At 74.9% G+C, this 22654-nt stretch carries 22 protein-coding genes and 1 pseudogene; 8 read left to right on the top strand and 15 right to left on the bottom strand.

Annotation, left to right across the window (positions count from 1 at the left end):
* Positions 1 to 33: 33 nt before the first annotated feature.
* From CFLA_RS18135 to CFLA_RS18085, 11 genes are all read right to left on the bottom strand, one after another.
* Entirely contained in the window at positions 34 to 702 is a 669-nt protein-coding gene (locus CFLA_RS18135) for a transaldolase family protein (RefSeq protein ID WP_013118802.1), read from the bottom strand.
* Entirely contained in the window at positions 677 to 1291 is a 615-nt protein-coding gene (locus tag CFLA_RS18130; RefSeq protein ID WP_013118801.1) for a D-glycero-alpha-D-manno-heptose-1,7-bisphosphate 7-phosphatase, read from the bottom strand. Before CFLA_RS18130 ends, CFLA_RS18135 begins: the two co-directional genes overlap by 26 nt.
* Complete coding sequence (locus CFLA_RS18125) at positions 1288 to 1914, bottom strand: phosphoheptose isomerase family protein (protein WP_013118800.1); 627 nt, start codon at positions 1912 to 1914, stop codon at positions 1288 to 1290. Before CFLA_RS18125 ends, CFLA_RS18130 begins: the two co-directional genes overlap by 4 nt.
* Positions 1911 to 2960: a GHMP family kinase ATP-binding protein gene (locus CFLA_RS18120; protein WP_013118799.1), complete on the bottom strand. Its 1050-nt coding sequence runs from the start codon at positions 2958 to 2960 to the stop codon at positions 1911 to 1913. Before CFLA_RS18120 ends, CFLA_RS18125 begins: the two co-directional genes overlap by 4 nt.
* Positions 2957 to 3910, bottom strand: coding sequence for an NAD-dependent epimerase/dehydratase family protein (locus CFLA_RS18115; RefSeq protein WP_013118798.1), 954 nt, complete (start codon positions 3908 to 3910; stop codon positions 2957 to 2959). The genes CFLA_RS18120 and CFLA_RS18115 overlap by 4 nt, the downstream gene beginning before the upstream one ends.
* The gene (locus CFLA_RS19300; RefSeq protein WP_013118797.1) at positions 3907 to 4488 is read right to left on the bottom strand and encodes an NUDIX hydrolase; all 582 of its coding nucleotides are present in this window, start codon (positions 4486 to 4488) and stop codon (positions 3907 to 3909) included. The genes CFLA_RS18115 and CFLA_RS19300 overlap by 4 nt, the downstream gene beginning before the upstream one ends.
* Positions 4475 to 5203 (bottom strand): sugar phosphate nucleotidyltransferase, encoded by a 729-nt coding sequence (locus tag CFLA_RS18105; protein ID WP_013118796.1) that lies wholly within the window; start codon positions 5201 to 5203, stop codon positions 4475 to 4477. The genes CFLA_RS19300 and CFLA_RS18105 overlap by 14 nt, the downstream gene beginning before the upstream one ends.
* Positions 5200 to 6381, bottom strand: coding sequence for a glycosyltransferase family 4 protein (locus CFLA_RS18100; protein ID WP_013118795.1), 1182 nt, complete (start codon positions 6379 to 6381; stop codon positions 5200 to 5202). The genes CFLA_RS18105 and CFLA_RS18100 overlap by 4 nt, the downstream gene beginning before the upstream one ends.
* The gene (locus CFLA_RS18095; protein ID WP_013118794.1) at positions 6378 to 7457 is read right to left on the bottom strand and encodes a nucleotidyltransferase family protein; all 1080 of its coding nucleotides are present in this window, start codon (positions 7455 to 7457) and stop codon (positions 6378 to 6380) included. Before CFLA_RS18095 ends, CFLA_RS18100 begins: the two co-directional genes overlap by 4 nt.
* On the bottom strand, positions 7454 to 8518 hold the full coding sequence (locus CFLA_RS18090; RefSeq protein WP_013118793.1) for a hypothetical protein: 1065 nt from the start codon (positions 8516 to 8518) through the stop codon (positions 7454 to 7456). Before CFLA_RS18090 ends, CFLA_RS18095 begins: the two co-directional genes overlap by 4 nt.
* 222 nt (positions 8519 to 8740) lie before the next feature.
* Positions 8741 to 9757, bottom strand: a complete 1017-nt coding sequence (locus CFLA_RS18085) for a LuxR C-terminal-related transcriptional regulator (protein ID WP_013118792.1) — start codon at positions 9755 to 9757, stop codon at positions 8741 to 8743.
* Between the two features lie 224 nt (positions 9758 to 9981).
* Here CFLA_RS18085 and CFLA_RS18080 point away from each other — a divergent pair, with 224 nt between their 5' ends.
* Genes CFLA_RS18080 through CFLA_RS18050 form a run of 7 tightly spaced genes read left to right on the top strand, consistent with a single transcriptional unit; the run spans position 9982 to position 18571 of the window.
* Complete coding sequence (locus CFLA_RS18080) at positions 9982 to 11199, top strand: glycosyltransferase (protein ID WP_013118791.1); 1218 nt, start codon at positions 9982 to 9984, stop codon at positions 11197 to 11199.
* On the top strand, positions 11196 to 13067 hold the full coding sequence (locus CFLA_RS18075; RefSeq protein WP_013118790.1) for an ABC transporter ATP-binding protein: 1872 nt from the start codon (positions 11196 to 11198) through the stop codon (positions 13065 to 13067). The genes CFLA_RS18080 and CFLA_RS18075 overlap by 4 nt, the downstream gene beginning before the upstream one ends.
* Complete coding sequence (locus tag CFLA_RS18070; protein ID WP_013118789.1) at positions 13064 to 14878, top strand: ATP-binding cassette domain-containing protein; 1815 nt, start codon at positions 13064 to 13066, stop codon at positions 14876 to 14878. Before CFLA_RS18075 ends, CFLA_RS18070 begins: the two co-directional genes overlap by 4 nt.
* 14 nt (positions 14879 to 14892) lie before the next feature.
* Entirely contained in the window at positions 14893 to 15480 is a 588-nt protein-coding gene (locus CFLA_RS18065) for a uridine kinase family protein (protein ID WP_013118788.1), read from the top strand.
* A gap of 1 nt (position 15481) precedes the next feature.
* Positions 15482 to 16255, top strand: a complete 774-nt coding sequence (locus tag CFLA_RS18060) for a Stf0 sulfotransferase (protein ID WP_013118787.1) — start codon at positions 15482 to 15484, stop codon at positions 16253 to 16255.
* Positions 16252 to 16938 (top strand): HAD-IA family hydrolase, encoded by a 687-nt coding sequence (locus CFLA_RS19295; RefSeq protein WP_013118786.1) that lies wholly within the window; start codon positions 16252 to 16254, stop codon positions 16936 to 16938. Before CFLA_RS18060 ends, CFLA_RS19295 begins: the two co-directional genes overlap by 4 nt.
* Positions 16939 to 16978: 40 nt before the next feature.
* A complete protein-coding gene (locus tag CFLA_RS18050; RefSeq protein ID WP_013118785.1) occupies positions 16979 to 18571 on the top strand; it encodes an ABC-F family ATP-binding cassette domain-containing protein in 1593 nt (530 codons plus the stop codon).
* A 24-nt stretch (positions 18572 to 18595) separates the two neighbouring features.
* On the opposite strand, the gene CFLA_RS18045 is transcribed toward CFLA_RS18050, so the two are convergent.
* The 3 genes from CFLA_RS18045 to CFLA_RS18035 form a co-directional block, all read right to left on the bottom strand.
* Positions 18596 to 20035, bottom strand: a complete 1440-nt coding sequence (locus CFLA_RS18045) for a phosphomannomutase/phosphoglucomutase (protein ID WP_013118784.1) — start codon at positions 20033 to 20035, stop codon at positions 18596 to 18598.
* 120 nt (positions 20036 to 20155) lie between these two features.
* Positions 20156 to 20758 (bottom strand): AAA family ATPase, encoded by a 603-nt coding sequence (locus CFLA_RS18040; RefSeq protein WP_013118783.1) that lies wholly within the window; start codon positions 20756 to 20758, stop codon positions 20156 to 20158.
* Between the two features lie 68 nt (positions 20759 to 20826).
* A complete protein-coding gene (locus tag CFLA_RS18035; RefSeq protein ID WP_013118782.1) occupies positions 20827 to 21255 on the bottom strand; it encodes an OsmC family protein in 429 nt (142 codons plus the stop codon).
* 75 nt (positions 21256 to 21330) lie between these two features.
* On the opposite strand from CFLA_RS18035, the pseudogene CFLA_RS18030 reads away from it, so the two are divergent.
* A pseudogene (locus CFLA_RS18030) lies at positions 21331 to 21742 on the top strand (NAD-dependent epimerase/dehydratase family protein); the annotation flags it as partial.
* 58 nt (positions 21743 to 21800) lie between these two features.
* Here the strand turns inward: CFLA_RS18030 and CFLA_RS19290 are convergent.
* Positions 21801 to 22592 (bottom strand): nucleotidyltransferase domain-containing protein, encoded by a 792-nt coding sequence (locus CFLA_RS19290; protein WP_052302760.1) that lies wholly within the window; start codon positions 22590 to 22592, stop codon positions 21801 to 21803.
* Positions 22593 to 22654 lie beyond the last annotated feature (62 nt).

The raw sequence follows: 22654 nt of genomic DNA, 5'->3' as shown, positions 1-22654 counted from the left end.
GTGGGGTACTCCTGTCGGTCGGGGTGGTCGGTCTCAGAGGGTCGCGGCGCTGGTGCGGGCCGCGTCGAGGAACTCCTGCACGGTGTGCCGGGAGTACTTGTGGTCCGACGTCCGCGCGAGCGCGGCCGGTGGCGCCGTGACGCAGTGGGCGCCGGCGGCGAGCGCACGTCGCACGTCGGCCGCGCCGCGCAGGCTCGCCGCGACGATGCGGGTCGGGTAGCCCCACAGGTCGAGCCAGCGCCGCAGCTCGACGACGACCTCGGCGCCGTCGCCGCCCTCGTCGTCGATCCGCCCGACGAGCACGCTCACGTACGCCGCGCCCGCCTTGGCGGCCAGGGCGGCCTGCCCGAGCGACAGGCAGGCGGTCGCGTTGACCCGCACGCCGGCCTCGGCGAGCTCGTGGATCTCGCCGAGGCACGGCGCGCCCGACGGCGTGAGGACGGGCACCTTGACGACGACGTTCTCGCCGAGGGCGTGCAGCGCCGTCGCCTCGTCGACGAGGGCCTGGCCGCACTCCTGCGTCACCTCGGCGTGCAGGATGCCGGGGCTGACGAGCGAGACGAGGCTGCGCAGGGCCGCCGCGACGTCGACGACGCCGTCGCGTGCCAGGACGCTCGGGTTGGTCGTGACCCCGTCGAGGACGCCCTGGCCCAGCCAGAACTTGATCTCGTGGGTGTCAGCGCTGTCGAGAAAGAGCTGCATCGTGGTTCTCTCCTTCGAGGATGGTGAGGGTCGCTGTCAGCAGGTCGGGGGCGACGAGGTCGGGTGGCTCGGCGCCGCGGGTCGGGCACACGTCGCAGCGGGACCGGCCGACCCAGGCCGTGCGGAACCCGCCGGCCCGGCCTGCCGCGACGTCGACGTGGGTGTCCCCGACGAACCAGGTCCCGCCGGGTGCGATCCCCAGGTCACGGGCGATGTCGAGGAGCAGCCCCGCACCGGGCTTGCGCCGCGGGCACCCGGCCCGCAGCCGGTCCACGACCGCGTCCGGGTGGTGCACGCAGTAGCGGACGTCGTCCACGTGCGCGCCCTGCGCGGCGAGCAGATGCAGGAGCGCGCCGGTCACCGCGTCGAGGAGCTGCGGGGTGCACTTGCCCTTCGCCACGCCCGGCTGGTTCGACGCGACGACGACCCGCACGCCCGCCCTGTTCGCGGCGCGGACCGCGTCGGCCGCGCCCGCCGCGAGGCGGACCTGGTCGGGGCGTGCCGGCGAGTCGACCGTCCCGAGGTCCGGCTCGTGCCAGAGCTCGTTGAGGACGCCGTCGCGGTCGAGGACGAGCGCACGCACGCTCACGGTCGCAGCGACTCCCACGTCGGGCTGATCGCCGCGAGGGCCGGGTGGACGACCAGCAGGTGCCACACGACCGCCTGGGCGATCTCCGTGTGCGTCGTGCGGAAGGACCGGTCGCTCACGGGGACGCGGACGCAGTCGTCGGCGAGCCGTGCGGTCTCGCCGCCGTCCGGGCCGACGACCCCGCAGACGTACGCACCGGCGGCCGCCGCGAACCGGACCGCCCGGACCAGGTTCACGCTCACGGGCGGGCTCTCGCTGCCCCCGCCCACGGAGAACACCATCACGGCGTCACGCGGGCCGAGGTTCGCGCAGGCCAGCGACTCGGCGACGGCCTCCTCCCAGCCGCGGTCGTTCACGGCCGCGGTCAGCGTGGCCGCGTTGTCCGTCGGCGAGTGCGCGTCGACGCGGGCCAGGTTGCGCAGGTCGCAGACGGCGTGGGTCGCGTTGCCGGCGCCGCCGCCGACCCCGATGACGAACACGCGGCCCTGCTCGCGCCGCACGCGGGCGAACCGGTGGGCGATCCGGTCGACCGCCTGCAGGTCGAGCGAGGTCACGGTCTCGGCCAGGACGGACACGAACTCGTGACCGGTCCAGGTCGTGCTGTCGACAGCGGTGGTGGTCATGCGAGGGCCTCCTGGTCGTCGTGCCGGACACGCGTGATCTGGGCTCCCGTGCGGGAGAACGTGAAGGGGAGCTCGACCAGCCCCCGCGCGGTCATCGCCGCGTCGACCGTCGCCTGGGCGGCCGGGGGTGCGAAGAGCAGCAGGAAACCCCCGCCGCCCGCGCCGACGAGCTTGCCGCCGAGGGCGCCGGCGTCGAGCGCCACCTGCAGCGCCTCGTCCCACGGCGCCGGCGGGAGTCCCGCCTGCTTCACCGTCCAGTGCCGGCGGAAGAGCTCGGGCACCCGGTCGACGTCGCCGCGCTCGAGGGCGCCGAGCAGCTCGGCGCCGATGCGCCGCGTCTCGTGCAGCCGCGCGGTGCGGTCGTCGACGCTCGCGGGGGCGGCGGCGAGGTGGTGCGAGCTCTCGCGGCTGACCCCCGTGTAGTAGAGCCGCAGGCGCCGGTCGAGCGCCTCCAGCGTGTCGTCCTCGACGCGGGTCGCGATGACCTGCGGACGTCCGTCCTCGACGACCAGGCGGCACAGGCCGCCGGTCGCGCACACGTAGTGGTCGTGCCTGCCGACGGGCCGGCCGAGCGTGCCCGCCTCGAGCTGCCACGCACGCTCGGCGAGCGCGCTGCGGCCGGGGCCCAGCGGGTCCTGCCCGGTGAGCGCGCCGAGGGCGGCGAGCAGGGCCACGGTGAACGCGCCCGAGCTGCCCAGGCCCGTGCCCGGGGGGACCGCGCCGAACGACGTGATCTCCGTGGGCCGGGTGGTGCCGGTGGCCCGCAGCGCCGCACGCACGTACGGCTCGTCGAGGTCGTCCACGTCGGGTGCCAGGAGCACGCGGTCGTGGCTGTAGCGGAACCGGGCGTCGAGCCGTCCGGTGCGGGCGGCGACGGTCACGCGCGGGCTGATCGCGACGGACAGCACGTCGGCGCCGTGGCGGTCCGCGTAGAACGGGAGGTCGGTGCCACCGCCGCCGAGGGAGATCCGCAACGGGGCGCTCGCGACGACCAGCTCGTCCGTGCCGGTCGTGACGCGCCCGGGTGCCTCCTGCGTGGCCGTCATGCCGTCACCGCCTGCTCGGCGAGCAGGCGCCGCGCCGACTCCGAGACGGACCCCGGCGCGGTGCACGTCGGGGCCCACCCCGTCGCGCGGGCCTTGTCCACGACGAGCTCGACCACCGGCTGGTCGCCCGGCCACGACAGCCCGCCCTGCTCGGCGACGACGTCGACGCCGTCGAGGCCGAGCTCCGCTGCGACGAGGCGTGCGACCTCCCGGGTGCTGACGCTGCCGCCGGCCGCGAGGTTGTACACGTCGCACGCCGGGTGCTCCGGCCCGGACGTCGTCTCGGTGACGTGCCGCATGCCCGCGACCACGTCGTCCACGAGGACGTAGCTCTTGCGCTGCTCGCCGTCGCCGAGGACGTGCAGCGTCCGCGGGTCCTCGCCGAGCTTGCGCAGGAAGTCCAGGACGATGCCCCGCCGCATCCCGCCGCCGAGCACGTTGCCGAGCCGGAAGATGCGGGCGCGCAGCCCGAACGTCGCGCAGTACGCCGACGTCAGGCCCTCGGCCGCGAGCTTGCCCGCCCCGTACAGCGACCGGGGCAGCAGCGGTCCCGACGTCTCGGACGCGCTGCCCGTCCGCTCGCCGTAGACCGCGCTCGTCGACGTCAGGACGAGGTCACGGCCCGGGTGGCGCCGCAGCGCCTCGAGCAGCTGGTGGGTCAGGCCCGTCGTGGACCGGACGTCCACGCCGGTGTCCGTGGCACCCGCGGGGATGTCGGTGTTGGCCGCGAGGTGCCACACCTGCTCGACGTGGGGCAGCAGCGCGTCGAGCTGCCCGGCGAGGTCGCCGGGCACGTAGGTCAGGCGCGGGTCGTCGATGACGCCGCGCAGGCCGGTGGCGTCGTCGGCCGGCACCAGGTCGGTCGCGACGACGTCGCGCCCGGTGTCGAGCAGGTGCTGCACGACGTGCGTGCCGATGAACCCGGCCGCGCCGGTGACGAGGGTGGTCATGCGATCTCCAGGGGTTCGGGGTGTCGGGGGGACAGGCCGCGCAGGGCGAGGGCGGCGAGCGTCGCCGCGTCGACGACCTCACCGGTGACGACGGCCTCGCGGAGGTCGTCGTCGGACAGCACGAGCACGTCGCCGACGAGCTCGTCGGGCTCGAGCGCGCAGGGGCCGCGGTCGCGGGCGTGCACGGCCACGACCGCGAAGGACTGCGTCGCCCAGTCGGCGGCCTCGTAGACCTCGGCAGCCAGCAGCACCGGGTCCTCGCCGAGCCAGCCGGTCTCCTCGCGGAGCTCACGGACGGCGGCGCCGGGCGCGTCCTCCCCGGGGTCGAGGGCACCCTGCGGCAGCTCGAGACTCCACCGCCGCGCGGCGTGCCGGTACTGCCGGAGCAGCACGGTGCCGCCGGGGACGGTGCACACGACGACGACGAAGCCGTGCCGGGTGACGACGCCGAACGTGCCGGTGGTGCCGTCGGCCCGCACGAAGTCCTCCTCGCGCACCTGCATCCACGGGCTCGCGAACACCTCCCGGTGCGCGACGACGCGCCGGCCGGCCGGCGCGTGCGTCTCAGGCCGGGACACGGTCGGCTCCCGGCCCGTGACCGACGACGGCCCGCAGCTCGGCCAGGCCGCGCGGTGAGCCGATCTCGTAGAAGCGCCGCCCGACCTCGACGGCGGCGAGCTCGCGGTCCTCGACGAGCGACGCGACGAGGGTGGACAGGTCCTGCGTCGCGGCGTCCGGGAGCCGGCCGAGGGCGGTGCGCCGCAGCAGCAGCACCCCGTAGTCGACGTGCTCCAGCGACCCGGGCGCGGCGTGCTTGTCGTACGTGACGACGAGCCCGTCGGCCACCGCGACGTTGCTGGGCACCAGCGCTCCCGCGTTGTGCAGCACGGCCATCGCCGCCTCCCGGCCCGTCGCGTGCCACCGCTGCGTCAGCTCGCCCACCGGCTCGGTCAGCAGGCTGTCGCCCACCACGACCGCGAACTCGTCGTGCAGCGCGGGTGCGGCCAGCCGCAGGCACCCCGCGGTGCCCAGCGGGTGGTCCTCGACGGTCCAGGTGATCCGCAGGTCCGGCCGCGGGTGGCGGGCGAGGTGGGCGAGCACCTGGTCGGCGTGGACGCCCAGGCACAGGTGGACGTCGCGGACCCCCGTGCCCTCGTACTGGTCGAGGAGCAGCTCGAGGAACGGGCGGTCGCCGACCGGCACGAGAACCTTGGGGACGTCGCCCGTCACCGGGCGCAGGCGCGTGCCGGCACCTCCCGCGAGCAGGACGACCTGGGGAGGGGACGCGGTCACCGGACGGCCTCCGTGGCGGCGACCGCATGCAGCAGCGCGGCGGTGGACGTGATCATGTGCCGGCGCGAGAACCGCGCGAGGACGTGCTCGCGCGCCCGTGCCCCCAGCGTCCGGCGCAGGTCCGCGTCGTCGAGGAGGGCCGTCAGCGCGTCCGCGATGGCCTCGACGTCGCCCACCGGGACGCGCACGGCCGGTCCCTCCGGCCCCAGCACCTCGTCGAACCCGTCGATGCGGGTCGCGACGACCGGTCGCGCCATGCTCATCGCCTCCAGCAGCGCGAGCCCGAGACCCTCCGACCTGCTGGGCTGCGCGACGACGTCGGACGCCGCGAGGACGGCGGGCATGTCGTCGAGCGACGCGGTCGTGTCGATGACGACCCGTGCGTCCGCGCACCCGGCGACCGTCGCCGCGAGCGTGTCGGCGTACTCGGGGGACGACGAGCTGACGCCCCCGACCACGGCGAGCACGGCGTCGGTGCGCCGCAGCGAGGTGAACGCCTCGATCAGCTCCAGGTGGCCCTTGCGCTCCTTGAGACGGCCGGAGGTGACGACGAGCAGCTCGTGCTCCTGCACGCCGTAGCGCCGGCGCACCGCGGCCGCCGGGTCGCGCAGCTCCGGGCGGTCGTCGAACACGTCGGTGTCGACGCCGTGCAGGACCAGCGCGACCCGCTCGGCGGGCAGGTGCTCGAGCGCGCGCGCGGCGTAGCTCGACGAGCCGGCCAGCACGAGGTCGGGCGCGAGCACGCGATAACCGAGGCTGAGCCGGCCCGCCCCGAACGGCTCGGAGCGGGGGTCGTGCTCGTGGTACGCGCCGACCAGGGGGACGCCGAGGTCGTCGGCGACGATCCGGCCGAGCACGGTGCACTCGAGGCTGTTCGCGACCACCAGGTGCGGCCGCCACCCGCGCAGGACGTCCTCCAGGTCCGGCAGGATGCCGAAGCAGAGCTGCTCCCAGGGGAGCTTGCCCGGGTCGGCGAGCAGGGCGCGGTAGCCGTCCCGGCGAGCGACGGTGACGCCGTCGGTCCGCTCGTCGCGGGGCGCGCCGGCGACCGCGTCGGTCACCACGAGGACGTCGAAGCCGTCGCGGGCCAGGCCGTGCGCGAGCGTGTGGGCGTACGTCTCGGCGCCCCCCATCGTCGGGGGGTAGCTGGAGGTGAGGATCAGGGTGCGCAGGCTCATGCGAGCACCTCGCTCGCGACCCGGGTGGCGCCCAGGACCTCACCGGTGGCCGTGAAGCCGTCCGGCACCCGCGCACCGGGCAGCACGACGCACCCGTCGAGCCGGGCCCCCGAGCCGACGACGGCACGTGCGCCGACGGTGGTGGCCCGCAGGTGCGTGCCCGGGCCCACGACGGCCCCGGGGCCGACGTGGACGGTGCCGGAGCACCGGACGTCCGCGGCGAGGTCGGGCACGCCGGTCGTCCACAGGCCCGGCGCACCGGGGTGCGGGACGGCGACGCGCACCAACCGGTCCGCGCGCAGCGCGTCGACGTTCGCCCGCAGCAGGGCGGCGACGGTGCCGACGTCGTCCCACGCGCGTGAGGTCACCGACGCCCGGACCGTCAGGCCGAGCCCGCGCAGCACGGGGACGACGTGCGTGAAGTCGTAGTCGGCGAGGTCCGCGCCCCCGGCCGCGAGCGCCCGCAGCCCGGCGTCGCTGAGCACGTAGATGCCGCAGCTCGCGAGGGCACCGGGTGCCGCGTCCTGCGGCTTCTCGCGGTGGCCGACGACGTCGTCCCCGTCGAGCGTGAGGACGCCGAAGCGGCTGGGGTCGGGTACGGGTGTCGCGCAGATCGTCAGGTCGCTCCCGCGCGCCACGTGCTCGTCGACGAGGGCGCCGAGGTCCACGTCCGTCCAGGCGTCACCGCTGAGGACGACGTGGCTCGTCCGTGCCGGGAGCACGGCGGCGCAGGCACGCGCGCCGCCGGCGGGCCCGGTCGGGGCGTCCTCCGGCACGACGACGACGTCGACGCCGTCCCGTCCCGCGAGCACCGCCCCGGCGGCGGCGACCTGCTGCCCGTGGTGGTGGGCGTTCATGGCGACCCTGCCGACCCCGGCCGCGCGGAGCGCGGCGACGGCCCACCACAGCAGCGGCGTGCCGAGCACGGGCACGAGCGGCTTGCACAGCTCGTCCGTCACGGGGGACAGGCGCCGTCCGGCGCCGGCGGCGAGGACGATCGCGTCGAACGGGGTGGCGGCGGTGGTGGCCGTCGCCTCGAGGCGCGGGAGGGCCTGCTCGAGCAGCGCGTCGATCATGCCGGCTCCGGCTGGAGCCGGCGGCGCGGCACGAACGCCATGACCGCGCGGGGCACGGTGTCGAAGACGGCCTCGACGGCCTCCTCGGGCAGTCCGACGGCCCGCATGTTGGCGCGCTGCTGCTCGAAGTCGGTCGACCCGGCGGCCACGACGCCGTCCTGGCGGCGCCACAGGCCGGTCGGGTCGAGCCAGAGCTTCTCGCTGGCCATCGCCGAGACCTCGATGTGGTCGGTCAGCGCGACGAGCCGCTCGGCGCCGAGGTACTCGACGGTGCGCCGGCAGACCTCGATGTCGACGTGCAGGCCGTCGAAGTTCAGGCACGGCGTGACCAGGCCCTCGCGCGTGGTCTCCAGGAGGACGGCCGGCACGGGGCCGAGCAGGTCCGCGACGTTCTGGGGCGTCCACGGCGACCGGAGGAACTCCGCGACCTCGGCGTCCCGGCGGGCGCGCTCCTCCGGTGTCCGCCACGCGTGCGTGAAGGTGCGCGGCATGTCGTTGTACAGGTGGTCGGTGAGCACCAGGTAGGGCGACGGCTCGTAGGTCGCGTGCAGGTGCGCGACGACGTCCCGCGTGCGCTGCGCGCTGCGGTCGGGGTCGTCGTGGTGGAAGTGGCCGAGCGCGATGCGCGTGCCGTGGTCGTAGAACAGCTCGAGGAGCTCCGCGAACGTGTGCCCGCCGTCGACGCGCTCGTCGAGGGCGAGGCTGTCGGGGGCCATGACGATGTACTTCAGGCCGAGGTCGCCCAGCTCGGCGAGGGCGACCCACTCGCGCCACGTCGGCACCCACTTGCCCTCGCGCGGGACGCCGCCCTCGGGGCCCAGGAGCGGGCCCTCGACGGCGAACCCCGCGATGTGCGGCAGTCGGCCGGCACGGCGGAGCTCGTCGTAGTGCTTGAGCAGGTCGACGAGGCTCGGGAGGTTGTCCCGGACGAGGAACACGGTCGGGACGAGGTCCTGCTCCCGCTCCTGCGCCACCGCCTCGACCGCGAGCAGGTCGCCCGGGTCGAGGTTGGAGAAGTCGTGCCGCCCCACACCGTGCACGTGGTAGAGAAATGGCCTCAAGGTGCTCTCCTCCTTGCTCCGTGGATGCGCGCGAGCAGCACGCGACCGCATTTTTTGGGCAGGCGTGCGGAATGTTCGGAGGTCGGCGCGGACGCCAGCTCCCGCCCACCTGAGAATTGCGCTCCGATGCGCCGACAATTCGACACTAAGCGGGAGCGGTGGGGCGGTAAAGCGAAAGAGTCGTCCGGATGGTTCCATGGCACGTTCGTGCCATGGCGGGGGTCAGGCGGTGGTGTCCAGCCACCCCTGCTCGCCGGCGCGCAGGCCCGCCTGGAAGCGGGACTGCGCCTTCAGCCGGACCATGAGAGCCGCCACCATGCGGCGCACCGTCCGGACCGACACACCCATCCGCTTCGCGGCGTGCTCGTCCGTGCAGCCGGCCGCCAGCAGCGCGAGCAGCTCGCGCTCCAGGGGGGTGGGCTCGCCCTCCTGAGCGGGTGCGAGCGGTGCGGCACCGCCGTCGGCCGTGTCCGCACCACGCCACACGAGGTCGAACATGGCGACGATCGCGGTCACGATCGGCGGGAAGGAGATCACGAGCAGGCCCCGCGTCACGTCGTGCTCGTCGATGGGGACCGCGGCGGTCCGGCGGTCGAGCAGCACGGTCGGCAGTGCGAGCGACGGCGCGACCCGCAGGTCGACGCCCAGCCCTCGCAGCCGGTCGACGCGCGCCCGGCCGGGCGCGCTGCGCAGCTCGCCCGCGGTGTGGACGGAGCGCATCGCCACGTCGCCGCCACGGACCGCGTCGTGCAGCAGCTGGTCCCAGCCGAGCCCCACGGCCACCGTGGGGACGAGCAGGTCGACGCTGGTGCTCGCCGCCGCCGCGAGGTCCGTCAGCCGCATGCTCACCGCTGCGGGCCCGACGACGCGCTCGGTGTGCTCGAGCGTGCCCGTGCGGTACGGGCGTGCGTCGAAGCCGTTCGCGAGGGTGCTCACCTGGCGCCGCAGCTTCTGCACCTCGTCCCACCCCTCCAGCACGTTGGCCTCGAGGGTGGCCAGCAGGGCCCCGAGGCCCAGCTCCGGGTGCACCGGCCGCCACAACGACGGCGCGGCCAGGTCGTGGTTCACCAGGGCGCGGTCGGCGAGCCGGTCGAGCGTGGCCTCCACGGACTCGATCGACATCTCGAGGTTCACGGCGAACGCCACCAGGTCCCAGTGGGGGTGCTCGAGGAGAGCGCCGTAGACACGCTCGTCCTCGGCCACCAGCCCGAGCATCTCGAACGTGGGCGTGCGGTTCACCAGGTCTCCTCGGTGCTGCGGGAGCGCGACCAGGAGAGGCCCGGCCGGCACGTGATCGGTTGTGACTGGGGTCACTCTAACCAGGCTTGCGGGTGAACATGCGTCCAGTTTGTCCGCAGGGGGACATGTCCGGATCCTGCCGCCCGCACGGCCGGACCACGGCGCGCGGGGCACCTAATGTGCACAGCGGAAACCCGTCGCCGCACGCTGAGGTGAATCGTCTGATGACGCCTGCCCCGAACATCTCCGTGGTCATTCCCACGTACAACCGGAGCGCATGGCTCCGGCGCAGCCTGGAATCGCTCGCGGCGCAGGACCTCCCGTGCGAGGAATTCGAGGTCGTCGTCGTCGACGACGGCTCGTCCGACGACAGCGCCGACGTCGCCCGGTCGTTCGGCGACCGCCTGCGGCTGACGTACCTGTTCCAGGAGGACCTGGGCTACCGGGTCGCCACCGCGCGCAACGCGGGCGCCGCCGCCGCGTCGGCGCCCGTGGTCGCGTTCCTCGACTCCGGCACGCTCGCAGGCCCCGGCTGGCTACGGGCCCACCTCGCGGCGCACGACCGGCCCGGTGCCGTCCTCGGCTACTGCTACGGCTACCAGCCGTACGTCCCCGTGCCGGACCTGGAGCGCCGGCTCGCGACCGACACGCCCGCCGAGCTCGTCCGCGCGTACGCCACCAACCCCGCCTTCCAGGACATGCGCCACGCCCGGCTCGCCGGCTGCGGCTTCGACCTCGGGTCGCTCGCGCTGCCGTGGCGGTTCTTCTGGTCCATGAACTTCTCGGTCACCGCGCACGACCTGGCCACCGTCGGAGGCTTCGACGAGTCGTTCCGCAACTGGGGCGTCGAGGACCTCGAGCTCGGCTACCGCATGCACGCCGCGGGCGTGCCGCTGCGCTTCGACCTGGACGCCTGGGCGGTCGAGGGACCGCACGAGCGGGCGACCGAGGCGAACATCGCCAGCGGCGAGCGCAACGCGTGGAAGTTCCTCGACATGCACCCCGAGCCGGCCGTCGAGATCTTCGTCGCGCACGAGACCGGTGACCGGCCCGGCAGCGCCGAGGACGACTTCCTCGCCCTGGCCGGCTGGCGTCGGCAGGTGGCAGGGCGGTCCGTCGCTGACGAGGTCGGCCGGGCCCTGCGAGCGCTCCCGGCAGGGACGTCGCGGGTCGCCGTCGTCGGCGCGGGGCACCGCCTCCCCGGCGACCTCGACCACGACCTGACGCTCGTCGACTTCGACGCCGCAGCGCTGGACGACGCGGCCCGGCAGGGCACCGTCGGCACCGCCCGGCACGCGCTGGGCGTGCACACAGGGCTGGCCGACGACGCCGTCGACGCCGTCCTGCTCACGTCCCGCCTCGACGGCCTCTGGGACACCTGGGGCGAGGACCTGCTGCGCGAGGCGCACCGGATCGGCACCCACGTGAGCAGGACCGCGTGACGGGCCGCGTGCTGCGGACGGTGCGCGAGGCCCTCGGCCGCCAGCGCGAGATCGCCCGGCTCACCGCCCGCGCCGGCTCCCCGGGACTCGTCGCCGGGCTCGTCGTGGTCGGCGTCCTGCTCGGCGTCCTGCCCGTCGTGTTCGTCCTGGCGACGAGCGCCACGGTGGGCGCCATCCCGGGGTACGTCACCGCCGGTGACGCGACGGGTGCCTGGGAGGCCCTGGTGCCGTGGCTGCTGCTCGCCTCCGGGGCGCTCGCCGTCCAGCAGGTGCTCGCCCAGGTCGAGTTCGTCGCCGGCGAGCTGCTGGCCCGGCGCATCGACCGGGTGGTCGTGGACGACCTGCTCCAGGCCGTGCTGCGCACCCCCGACGTGGGGCCCCTGGAGGACCCCGTGCTGCTGGACGACCTGGCCGAGGCGACGCGCGAGATCGACGCCGGCCACCACAGCCCGGGCGCAGGGTGCTGCGGGCAGCTCGCCCTGATCCCGCGGTACCTGCAGCTCCTCGGCCTCGTGACCGTCGCCGGCGTCGCGCTCGGGTGGTGGGCCGCCGTCGTCCTCGGCGGGGCCACCCTGATGTTCCGCTACGGCGTGCGCACCGGGCTGCGCAGCTACGCCGCGGTGTTCCCCGCGCTGGCCCGGACCGGCCGTGAGGCCGACTACTACCGCGAGATCGGCACCCGCGCCGGCGCTGCCAAGGAGATCCGGGTGTTCGGCCTCATCGGCTGGCTGCGCGGCCGGTACGTCGACACGTACCGCGCCTGGATGGCGCCCGTGTGGGTGGCGCGGCGGCGCATCTACCTGCGCCCCTACCTCGTCTACGCACCCGTCGGGCTGGTCCTGGCGGGCACCGTCCTGGTGTCCGCGGGGCTGGCGGCCGCACGGGGGGCCCTCCCCGTCGACGCCCTGGTCCTGGTCGTGCAGTGCGTCCTCGGGGCGCTGCTCCTCGGCGACTTCTACCCGGAGGCCGACATGCAGACGGAGTTCGGGATGTACGCACGCCGTGCCATCGCGAACGTCGAGCGCGCCGTCGACGACAGCCCCTACCGCGCGGCGGCCAGCGACGCCCCGACGCTGCCCGTGCCCGTCCCCGTCGCGGCGCAGCCCGTCCGGTTCTCCCGCGTCGGCTTCCAGTACCCCGGCACCACGCGCCGCACGCTCGACGAGCTCGACCTCGTCCTCGAGCCCGGCCGGTGCACGGCGGTCGTCGGCGCCAACGGCGCCGGCAAGACGACGCTCGTCAAGCTGCTCACCCGTCTGTACGAGCCCACGGCAGGGGCCGTGCTGGTCGGCGACGTCCCGATCGACCGCGTCGACGCCCGCGAGTGGCGGCGGCACGTCAGCGTCGTCTTCCAGGACTTCCTGCGCTACGAGCTCACCCTCGCCGAGAACATCGCGTTCGGGAGCGTCGAGCACCTCGACGACTCAGAGACCGTCCGGGCGGTCGTCCGCGACGTCGGCCTCCAGGACCTCGTCGACAGCCTGCCGCGCGGGCTCGCGACGCCCCTGAGCTCCCGCCTCGTCGACGGCGTCGACCTGTCCGGCGGGCAGTGGCAGCGCATCGCGATCGCCCGTGCGCTGTTCGCCGTGCGGCAGGGTGCGGGGGTCCTCGTCCTCGACGAGCCCACCGCGAGCCTCGACGTGCGCGCCGAGGTCGCCTTCCACGAGGAGATCCGTCGCCACGCCGCGGGCGTCACGACCCTGCTCATCTCGCACCGCTTCGCGACCGTCAGGCACGCCGACACGATCGTGGTGCTGGGGGACGGACGTGTCGAGGAGCGCGGGACGCACGACGAGCTCATGGACCTCGGCGGTACCTACGCCCACCTGTTCGACCTGCAGGCCAGCCGCTTCGAGGAGGTCGCATGACCGGGGCCCGACGTCTCCTCGGTGCCTGGCGTCGCGGCACCGCCGACACCCTCGAGCTGCTGGTCACCTGCTACCGGCAGGACCGCGGCCGCACGCTCGTCGCACTCGCGCTCATGGTCGCCGGCACCGTCGCGGCACCGCTCACGGCGCTCGCGCTGCGCGCCATGACCGACGCCGCGGTCGACGGCGCCGCGGGCAGGGTCGTCGTCGCCGCGGTCGTCGTGGCCGCCGCCGGCATCGCGACGCTGACGTTCGCCCACTTCGCGCACATCGCCTACTTCGAGCTCGCCGAGCTGGACGTCCTGGCGTACGAGGCGCGCTTCATGACCATCTCCAACGGGTCCGCGAGCATGGCGCACCACGACTCGCCGCGGTTCGCGGACACGCTGACCGTCCTGGAGCGCGAGATCCAGCGGCTCCGGGTCGGCCTCCAGGCCCTGCTGACCGCGATGGGTCTGGCCGGCGCGCTGATCCTCACGTTCGTCGCGCTCGGCACCGTCGACCCCTGGCTGTTCCTGCTGCCGCTGGCGGCCCTGCCGGCGCTCGTCCTCGGTGGTGCGGCGGAGCGCGTCGTGGATCGTGCCCGGGGTGAGAGCGCCCCGTCGACGCGCGGCGCGCGGCACCTCTACCGGCTGGCGACCACGGCGTCGGCGAGCAAGGAGCTGCGCGTCCTGCGGCTCCGGGACGAGATGCGCACCCGGCACTCGGCCCTCTGGAGCGACGCGACGGCCACCCTGCACCGGGCCCAGGTCCGTGGCGCGCTCCTGCGGCTGCTCGGGCAGCTGGCGTTCGTCGCGGCCTACGTCGCGGCCGTGCTCATCGTCGTGCGTGCCGCCCTCGCCGGGGAGCGCTCCGCGGGCGACGTCGTCCTCGTCGTCGTCGCGGCGGCCCAGGTGAACCTCCAGGTGACGGCCGCCGTCACGGTCGGTCAGGACCTCGCACGCCTGCGCAGCACGTTCCGTCGCATGCGCGAGGCCGAGGAGCAGGCCGCACCGCCGACGCCGGACGGGACCGGCACCCCGCCGGCGCGGCTGACCCGCGGCATCGAGGTGGACCGCGTCACGTTCGGGTACGACAGCTCGCCGGACCTCGCGCTGCGGGACGTGTCGCTGTCGCTCCCCGCGGGCGCCACCGTCGCCATCGTCGGCGAGAACGGCTCGGGCAAGTCCTCGCTCGTCAAGATCCTGTGCGGCCTGTACGAGCCGACGTCCGGCACCGTGCGGGTCGACGCCGTGGACCTGCGGGACCTCGCGCCGCACGCCTGGTCGGCCCGCCTCGCCGCGTGCTTCCAGGACTTCGTGCGGTTCGAGCTCCCCGCCGTGCAGGCCGTCGGCGTCGGGGACGTCCGCCACGTCGACGACGAGGTCCGCGTCGGTGCCGCGCTCGCCCGCGCCGACGCGCAGGACGTCGTCGACCAGCTCGAGGACGGGCTGCGCACCCCGCTCGGCAAGACGTACGCCGACGGCGCGGAGCTCTCCGGCGGGCAGTGGCAGCGGCTCGCGCTCGGCCGCACGTTCATGCGCGAGGACCCGCTGCTCGTCGTCCTGGACGAGCCCACCTCGGCACTGGACGCCGAGACGGAGTACGCCCTGTTCACCCGGTACGCCGAGCACGCCCGCCGCACGCACCACGCGACCGGCGCCGTTACGGTGCTGGTGTCCCACCGCTTCACGACGGTCCGGATGGCGGACCTGATCGTCGTGATGGCCGACGGTCGGGTCCACGAGGTCGGGAGCCACGACGAGCTCGTCGCCTCCGGCGGGCTCTACTCCCAGCTCCACCACATCCAGGCCGCCGCCTACCGTTCCTGACCGAGAGGACGACGATGACCACCACCACCGACCACGCCGCCGAGACCCTGCGCGCCCTCGTCTCCGCCGTCGACCGCCGACCCGTCCTCGTGGGGATCGACGGTCAGGGTGGCGCCGGCAAGTCCACGTTCGCGCGGGCCGTCGTCGGCTCGCTCGGCCGGGCCGTCGTCGTCGAGGGCGACGACTTCTACCGCGACATGGACGACGACGAGCGCGCCGCCCTCGACCCGGCGGCGGGGGTCGAGCAGTACTTCGACTGGCAGCGGCTGCGCCGCGAGGTCCTCGAGCCCGTCCGGCGCGGCGACGCCACGCTGCGCTACCAGCGGTACGACTGGGACAACGCGACGATGGGCGTCTGGGTCGAGCAGGCCATGCCGGACGTCGTCGTCGTCGAGGGCGTCTACACCCTGCGCCCGCAGCTGGCCGACCTCGTGGACGTCGCGGTCTGGGTCGAGACGTCCGAGGAGACGCGTCTGCGCCGGCAGGCCGAGCGGGGCGAGAACGCCGACGAGTGGATCGTCCGCTGGGTGGCCGCCGAGGACCACTACGTCGCGACGCACGACCCGCGCTCGCGGGCCGACCTGCACGTCGAGGGCGCCTGACGTGCCGGGCCCCGTCGCCGCCTACGTGGTCGCGTGCCAGGAGCGGACGGGCAGCAACCTGCTGTGCGGCGCGCTCAGCGCGCAGGGCGGCCTCGGGGCCCCCGACGAGTGGCTCGGCCGCAGCCGCCTGCACCAGCGGCTCGTCGACTCCGGCACCGCAGCCCCGTCGTCGACGCCCGGCGCGCCCCGCCCGGGCGACCTCGACGCCTACGTCGACGCGATGGCCGCCCGCACCGCACCGGGTGCCGTGTTCGGCGCCAAGGTGCACTGGTACCAGCTCGCGGCGGCCCTCGACGACGGGTGGCTCGACGACGTCCGGGGCGCCGTGCCCCGCGCCGCGCGCTCCGACGCCGTCGTCGTCCGGCTACGGCGGCGGGACCGGGTCGCGCAGGCGGTCTCGATGCTGCGCGCCCAGGCGACGGGGACGTACGTGGCGCCCGCCGACGGGTCGGCGGTCGACGAGGTGCGGCACCCCGAGCCGTACTGGGCGACCGGTGGCGGCGACCCCCTCGAGGAGATCGAGCGCGTGGTCGGGACCATCGACGCGCACGACGCGCGGTGGTCGCAGCACCTGGCCGCGCTCGACGTCCCCGTGCTCGAGGTCGACTACGAGTGGCTGACCGCGGACTACGACGCCACCGTGCGCGACGTGCTCGCCTTCCTCGACCACCCGCTGCCGGCGACGGCCGCGGTGCCGGAGCCGCGGACGGCCCGGCAGGCCGACGCGCGCAGCGCCGAGCTGATCGAGGCCTACCGTCGTTCCCGGCGCTCGTGAACGGGGTCACGCGCGCCCTGATCGTCTGGGACCTGCACGGCGTGCTCGTCACGGGGGCGAGCGCCGACCAGGCGGCGTTCGCCCGCCGGGTCGGGCTGGACGTCACCGTCTGGGACCGCGTCCGCCACCGGCTGCTGGGCGACGAGGGGGCGTGGGACCGGGTCGAGACGGGGCGCCTGGCTCTCGACGACTTCGCGACCGACCTCGCCGCACGCGTCAACGGCGAGGGCGGCCGCTGCACGCCCGCGGACGCCCGGGGGATCTGGGGAGCGCCGCACCCCTTCCACGAGAGCGTCGCGGCCGTGGACGTCCTTGCTGCCGTCGCGCGGTACCCCGCGCCCGTCGAGCACGCGATCGGGACGAACAACGTGGCCGAGTGGCGCACCGTATGGGGTGCGTTGCTGGAGGTGGAGGCCTTCGACTGGGTGTTCGACAGCAGCGCGGTCGGCCACCGCAAGCCGGAGGCCGGCTTCTGGGAGCACGTCGAGCGGGCGACGGGCGTCCCCGGGGACCGCGTGCTGCTCGTCGACGACAACGCCCTCAACGTCGAGGCGGCACGCCGGCACGGGTGGTCCGGGGTGCTCTTCGCCGAGCCCGCACGGGCCCTCGCCGAGGTCGAGACCTGGGTGTCCCGCCACGTCGACGCGCCGGGCACGGACCACGCGACGACGGGGCGTGGCTGACCCACCACCGCGCCCACCGCAGAACGGAGGACCCCTACGCATGCCCTCCCCGGTCGTCACCCTGCACGACGTCGTCCTCGAGCTGCCCGACGGAACGGTCGTCCTCGACCACGTCAGCGGGACGTTCACGACCGGCCGGACCGGTCTGGTCGGGCGCAACGGTGCCGGCAAGTCCACGCTCCTGCGGCTGGTCGCGGGCGTGCTGCCACCGACGTCCGGCCGCGTCGAGACGACCGGCGAGGTCGGCTACCTGCCGCAGACGCTCACCCTCGGTCGTGCGACGAGCGTCGCGGAGCTGCTCGGCGTCGACCGCGTGGTGGCCGCGCTGCGCGCGATCGAGGCCGGCGACGTCGACGTCCGGCACTTCGACACCGTCGGCGACGACTGGGACGTCGAGGCCCGCGCGGACAAGGCGCTGGACGACGTCGGGCTCGCCGGGATCGGTCTCGACCGCCGCGTCGGCGAGCTCTCCGGCGGTGAGGCCGTGCTCGTCGCGCTGACGGGCCTGCGGCTGCGCCGCACACCGGTCACGCTCCTCGACGAGCCGACGAACAACCTCGACCGGCCCACACGTGAGCGCCTGGCCGACCTCGTCCGCACGTGGCCCGGGGCGCTCGTGGTGGTCAGCCACGACCGGACGCTGCTCGAGCAGATGGACGCCACGGCCGAGCTGCACACCGGTGGGCTCGAGGTGGTCGGCGGACCGTACAGCGCATGGGCCGAGCACCGCGCGCAGGAGCAGGCCGCGGCGCAGCAGGCGGCCCGCACCGCGCAGCAGACGCTGAGTGCGGAGAAGCGGCAGCGCATCGAGGCGGAGACGAAGCTCGCGCGCCGCGAGCGCACCGCACGCGCCACGCAGCGCGACGGCGGCATCCCGCGGATCGTCGCCCGCACCCGTGCGAGCAGCGCACGGGCGTCGGCGGGGTCGCTGCGCACGACCCTGGCCGCGCGGGTCCAGGCCGCGCAGGCGGCGGTCGACGCCGCGGACGCCCGCGTGCGGGAGGAGGACCACATCCACCTCACGCTGCCCGACCCGGACGTCCCGCGCGGCCGGCGCCTCGTCGAGCTGCACGACGGCGCGAGCGTGGTCGTGGTCCAAGGGCCGGAGCGGGTCGCGCTCGTCGGACCGAACGGCGTCGGCAAGTCGATGCTCCTCGACCAGCTGGTCACCGGCGCACCTCCCGTCCCCGGCCGCCCGCACGGCCGCCTCCTCACCGACCGTGTCGGGTACCTGCCGCAGCGCCTCGACGACCTGGACGACACCCGCTCGGCCCTCGACAACGTCCGCGACGTCGCCCCCCGGGCCACCCCGGGCGACGTCCGCAACCACCTCGCCCGGCTGCTGCTGCGCGGGCCGGACGTCGACCGTCCCGTCGCGACGCTGTCCGGTGGCGAGCGGTTCCGGGTCAACCTGGCCCGGCTGCTGCTCATGGAGCCGCCGGCGCAGCTGCTGATCCTCGACGAGCCGACGAACAACCTCGACATCCCGAGCGTGACCCAGCTGGTCGAGGCGCTGGAGGCCTACCGGGGCGCGATCCTCGTCGTGAGCCACGACGACGACTTCCTCGGCCGCCTCGGCGCCGGCACGGTGGTCGAGCTGCGCCCGGACGGGTCGGTGCGGCGGCGCCGGTGACGGGCGGGGCGCCGGGGTCCGGCCTCAGCCCACCGCGAGGAGGCGCAGCACGGTCTCGCGCACGTCCTGCATCACGTCGTCGCTCGTCGCCTCCACGTTGAGGCGCACCAGCGGCTCGGTGTTGGACGCCCGCACGTTGAACCACCAGCCCGAGCCCGGTGCCCAGCTCGAGACCGTCAGCCCGTCCAGCTCGTCGACCTCCACGGGCGGCGCGTCGACCCGCCGGACGTACGCCTCGAGGATCCGTGCGCGCGCCCCGGCGACGTCCGGGACCACGTGGTCGATCTCCCCGCTGGCGGAGTACGGGTCCAGGTCGCGGACCAGCGCCGACAGCGGCCTGTCCTGCGCGCCGACGGTCGCGAGCAGGTGGAGGGCGGCGAGCATGCCGCTGTCGACGCAGTAGAAGTCACGGAAGTAGTAGTGCGCGCTGTGCTCACCGCCGAAGACGGCGCCGTGGCGTGCCATGGCGGCCTTCACGTCGGCGTGACCGACGCGGGTCCGCACGAGGCGTGCGCCCGCGGCACCGAGCAGCTCGGGGACCGCGCGCGAGGAGATCAGGTTGTGGACGATCGTGGGCTCGCGCCCCGCCGCCCGTTCGCGCTCGATCTCGCGCAGCCCGACGAGCACCGTGAGCGCGGACGGGCTGACCGGCGTCCCGGTCTCGTCGACGACGCAGCACCGGTCGGCGTCGCCGTCGAACGCCAGGCCGACGTCGGCGCCGTGCTCGAGGACCGCGCGCCGCAGGTCCTCGAGGTTCTCCGGCCGCGTGGGGTTCGCCTCGTGGTTCGGGAACGTGCCGTCGAGCGTGAAGTGCAGCGGGATCACGGTGACGGGCAGGCCCGGCAGCCCGGCGGCCTCGCCGAGCACGGCGGGCGTCGTCAGGCCCGCCATGCCGTTGCCCGCGTCGACGACGACCGTGAGCGGGCGGACGTCCGACAGGTCGACGAGCGAGCGCAGGAAGGCGGCGTACCCACCGAGCACGTCCTGGTGGTCGGTGCGGCCCGGCGCCGCGGGGTGCGGGCTCGCGGTACCGCGCAGGTGCAGCTCGGCCGCGTCGCGGACCGCGTCGAGACCCGAGCCGCGGGCGACCGGACGCGCACCTGCCCGGCAGAGCTTGAAGCCGTTGTACGGCGCCGGGTTGTGGCTCGCGGTGACCATGACGCCCGGGACGTCGAGCGACCCGGCCGCGTAGTACATCTCGTCCGTCGACGTGAGTCCCAGCCGGACGACGTCCGCGCCGCGAGCCGTCAGCCCGGCGGCGAACGCGTCGGCGAGCGGACCGCCGGACGGCCGCATGTCGGCTCCGAGGACCGCGCGCGGGCGGTCACCGGGGCGCGCCTCGGGGACGACGACGACGTCGGCGAACCCGGCACCGACGGCGTACGCCACCTCGGCGTCGAGCTCGCCCGGTGCGAGCCCTCGCACGTCGTAGGCCTTGAACATGCGCGAGAGCTGTGCGGACATCGTCGTCTCGTCTCCGTCGGTCGGTCCTCGGCGCTGCGAGTGCCGTGGGGCGGGCTGTCGCCGTGCCGGCGCCGGTCGAGCCTGCCACAGGTGACCGACGGTGAGGGCGCTGCTGCGCGGCTACCGGATGTGGGCGACGCCCACCCGCAGACGATGCAGCTGGTGGCTCCACGGTGCGAGCCGGGGCGCGGTCAGCGGGAGACCGGCGTCGGCCGCGATCCACTCGACGACCTCGTCGGTGGTGCGGTGGTCGGTGTCCACGTGCGTGGCGTAACGCTCCTGGGAGAGGGCGGCGACGCAGCGCGGGATCTGCTGCACCGCCCAGGTCTCGCGCCGCAGGCCACCGCGCACGAACGCGATGCGGGTGCTCAGCCGCTTGCGGAGGGTCTGCGGGCTCGCGACGAGCGCGTAGTGGCGGACGTCGACACCGCGGGACCGCAGTCCGCCCACGATCTCGTCGAAGTAGTCGTCGCGGACGACCGTCATCGGCACGAGCACGGGCCCGGGGTGCGTGGCCTCGGCGTGCTCGAGGGCGTCGACCACGGCCGATCGCCACGCCGCGAGGTCCTGGAAGTCGCCGCGTGCCGCCGGGGGCAGCGTCCGGTGCAGCGCGAAGCCGATCAGCTCGGGGTCGGCGACGTGCCCGTCGGCCAGGCGACGGCGCAGCTCGAACGCCGTCTGCGTCTTGCCCGCGCCGAACGCCCCGTTGATCCAGATCAGCACGTGTCGGAGCCTAGGGCAGCCGAGCCCACCGACGAAGCCCGTTCCGGCGCCGGTGTGAGCAGGCCGCGTCAGGACGGCTCCGGCGGCCGGCTGACGCGGACCTCGTCGAGCCGCACGGTCGCACCGCTGCGCAGCGTGCCGTGCACCTCGGCGATCGCGTCCACGTGGGCCACGAGCTCGCGCACCTGCTCCTCGGGTGCCGACGACACGACGGTGACGCGGTACGTCACGTCGCGCGCCCGCGCGCCGGGTGCGTCGAACCACCCGCAGACCTCGACGTCGACCGCGTCCACCGGCAAGGACCGGGCGGCCGCCTCGCGGTACACGTCGTTGGTGGCGCACGTCGCGAGGGCGAGGAACAGCAGCTCGCCGCCGCTGACGTCGGAGCCCGCAGCGCCCTCGCGCGCGGGCAGGTCGAGCGACCGGTGCTGCCCTCCTGCTGCGACGGCGACCTCGTGCGAGCCGGCGGTGCTGCGGACCGAGGCGGTGTACTCCACGGTGTCTGCCCTCCGGTGTCGTCGAGGCGGTGGGGACCTGTCGGCCGAGTCTCGTGCGTGCGTCGCACGCCGTCCAGAGCGGTCGAGGAGGAGATGGCACGCCACTTCACGCGCTGGGACCCGGAGCTCAAGCTGATCGGACTGCGGTTCTCCAATGTCATGGAGGTCGGCGACTACGCCGCGTTCCCGGGCTTCGCGGCCGACCCGCGCAGCCGCATCTGGAACCTGTGGGGCTACATCGACGCCCGCGACGGCGCCCTCGCGGTCCGGCTCGCGCTCGAGAGCGACGTGCGCGGGTTCGAGGCGTTCATCATCGCCTCGCCCGACACGGTGCTCGACCGGCCGTCGGCGGAGCTCGTCGCCGAGTACTTCCCGGACGTCCTCGTGACACGCCTGATCGAGGGCCGAGAGACGCTGCTGTCCATCGACAAAGGCACGCCGCCTGCTGGGGTACGACCCGCAGCACACGTGGCGCGACGAGGTCTGAGGGCGGTCGAAGGTCGCGAGCAGGCCTTCGTGGGCGCCGCGTCGCGGTCCCGGAGGGCTCAACCGCCCGCAGCGGGGGCCTGCCAGGAGCCGATGCGTCGGTCGAACAGCGCGACCACGGCCGCGACCACCCCGTCGTGACCCAGCGCCCGTCGGACGTCGTCGCACGTCGAGGGCGGCCCGTCGTGCGCCCAGCCGTGCAGCGTCGCGAGGGGTGCGGCGAGCGTCGGCTCGATCTCGCCCCACCGCCGGGCCGCGCGCGTGCGGTCGGTCGTCCACGTGCCGTCGTGGACGCTCACCAGTCCCGCGACGGCCAGCAGCGTCTTGCGGCCGACCCGGGCGCCGAGTCGGTCCGCGCTCTCGCTCCCGGTCTCCAGGCGCTGCCGCCACCTGAGCAGGTGCTGCCCGAGGTCGCCGTTGAGCCCGCGTGCGGCGCGGGCGTCGGCGGGGTACGCCCGGAGGGTCGCTGCCGGGTCGGGGCCGGTGAGGTGGACGCAGTAGTGGCGGAGGAAGACCCGCAGACCGTAGGCCGCGTCGGAGTCGCCGACGAGCTCGTCGCCTGCCGCGGCCGCGATCTCCACACCGCGGCACCGGTCGGCATAGCGGGCCGAGAGACGGCGTGCGAGGGAGGTCGCGTCGGTGAGGTCGATCGTCAGCAGGTCCACGTCCGACGACCCGGGGCGTGCCCTGCCGGTGGCGACGGACCCGTAGACGTAGAGGGACGCGCCGGACCCCTCGACGCCCGCGACGGCGTCCCGCAGGACGTCCTCGAAGACGGCGGGCACGCGGTCGCGACGCGCACCCGTGCGGACGGTGCCGTCGGCGGCCACGCCCTCGTCGGGATCGTTCACCACGCACCCCAGGTCGCGCGCGCGTCGGCCGGGGTCACCCGGCCAACGTAGCGGCAGGTGCG

This window comes from Cellulomonas flavigena DSM 20109 (assembly GCF_000092865.1).
Lineage (GTDB): Bacteria > Actinomycetota > Actinomycetes > Actinomycetales > Cellulomonadaceae > Cellulomonas > Cellulomonas flavigena.
Note: the sequence above shows the minus strand (reverse complement) of the source record. Positions and strands in the feature narration are given on the sequence as shown.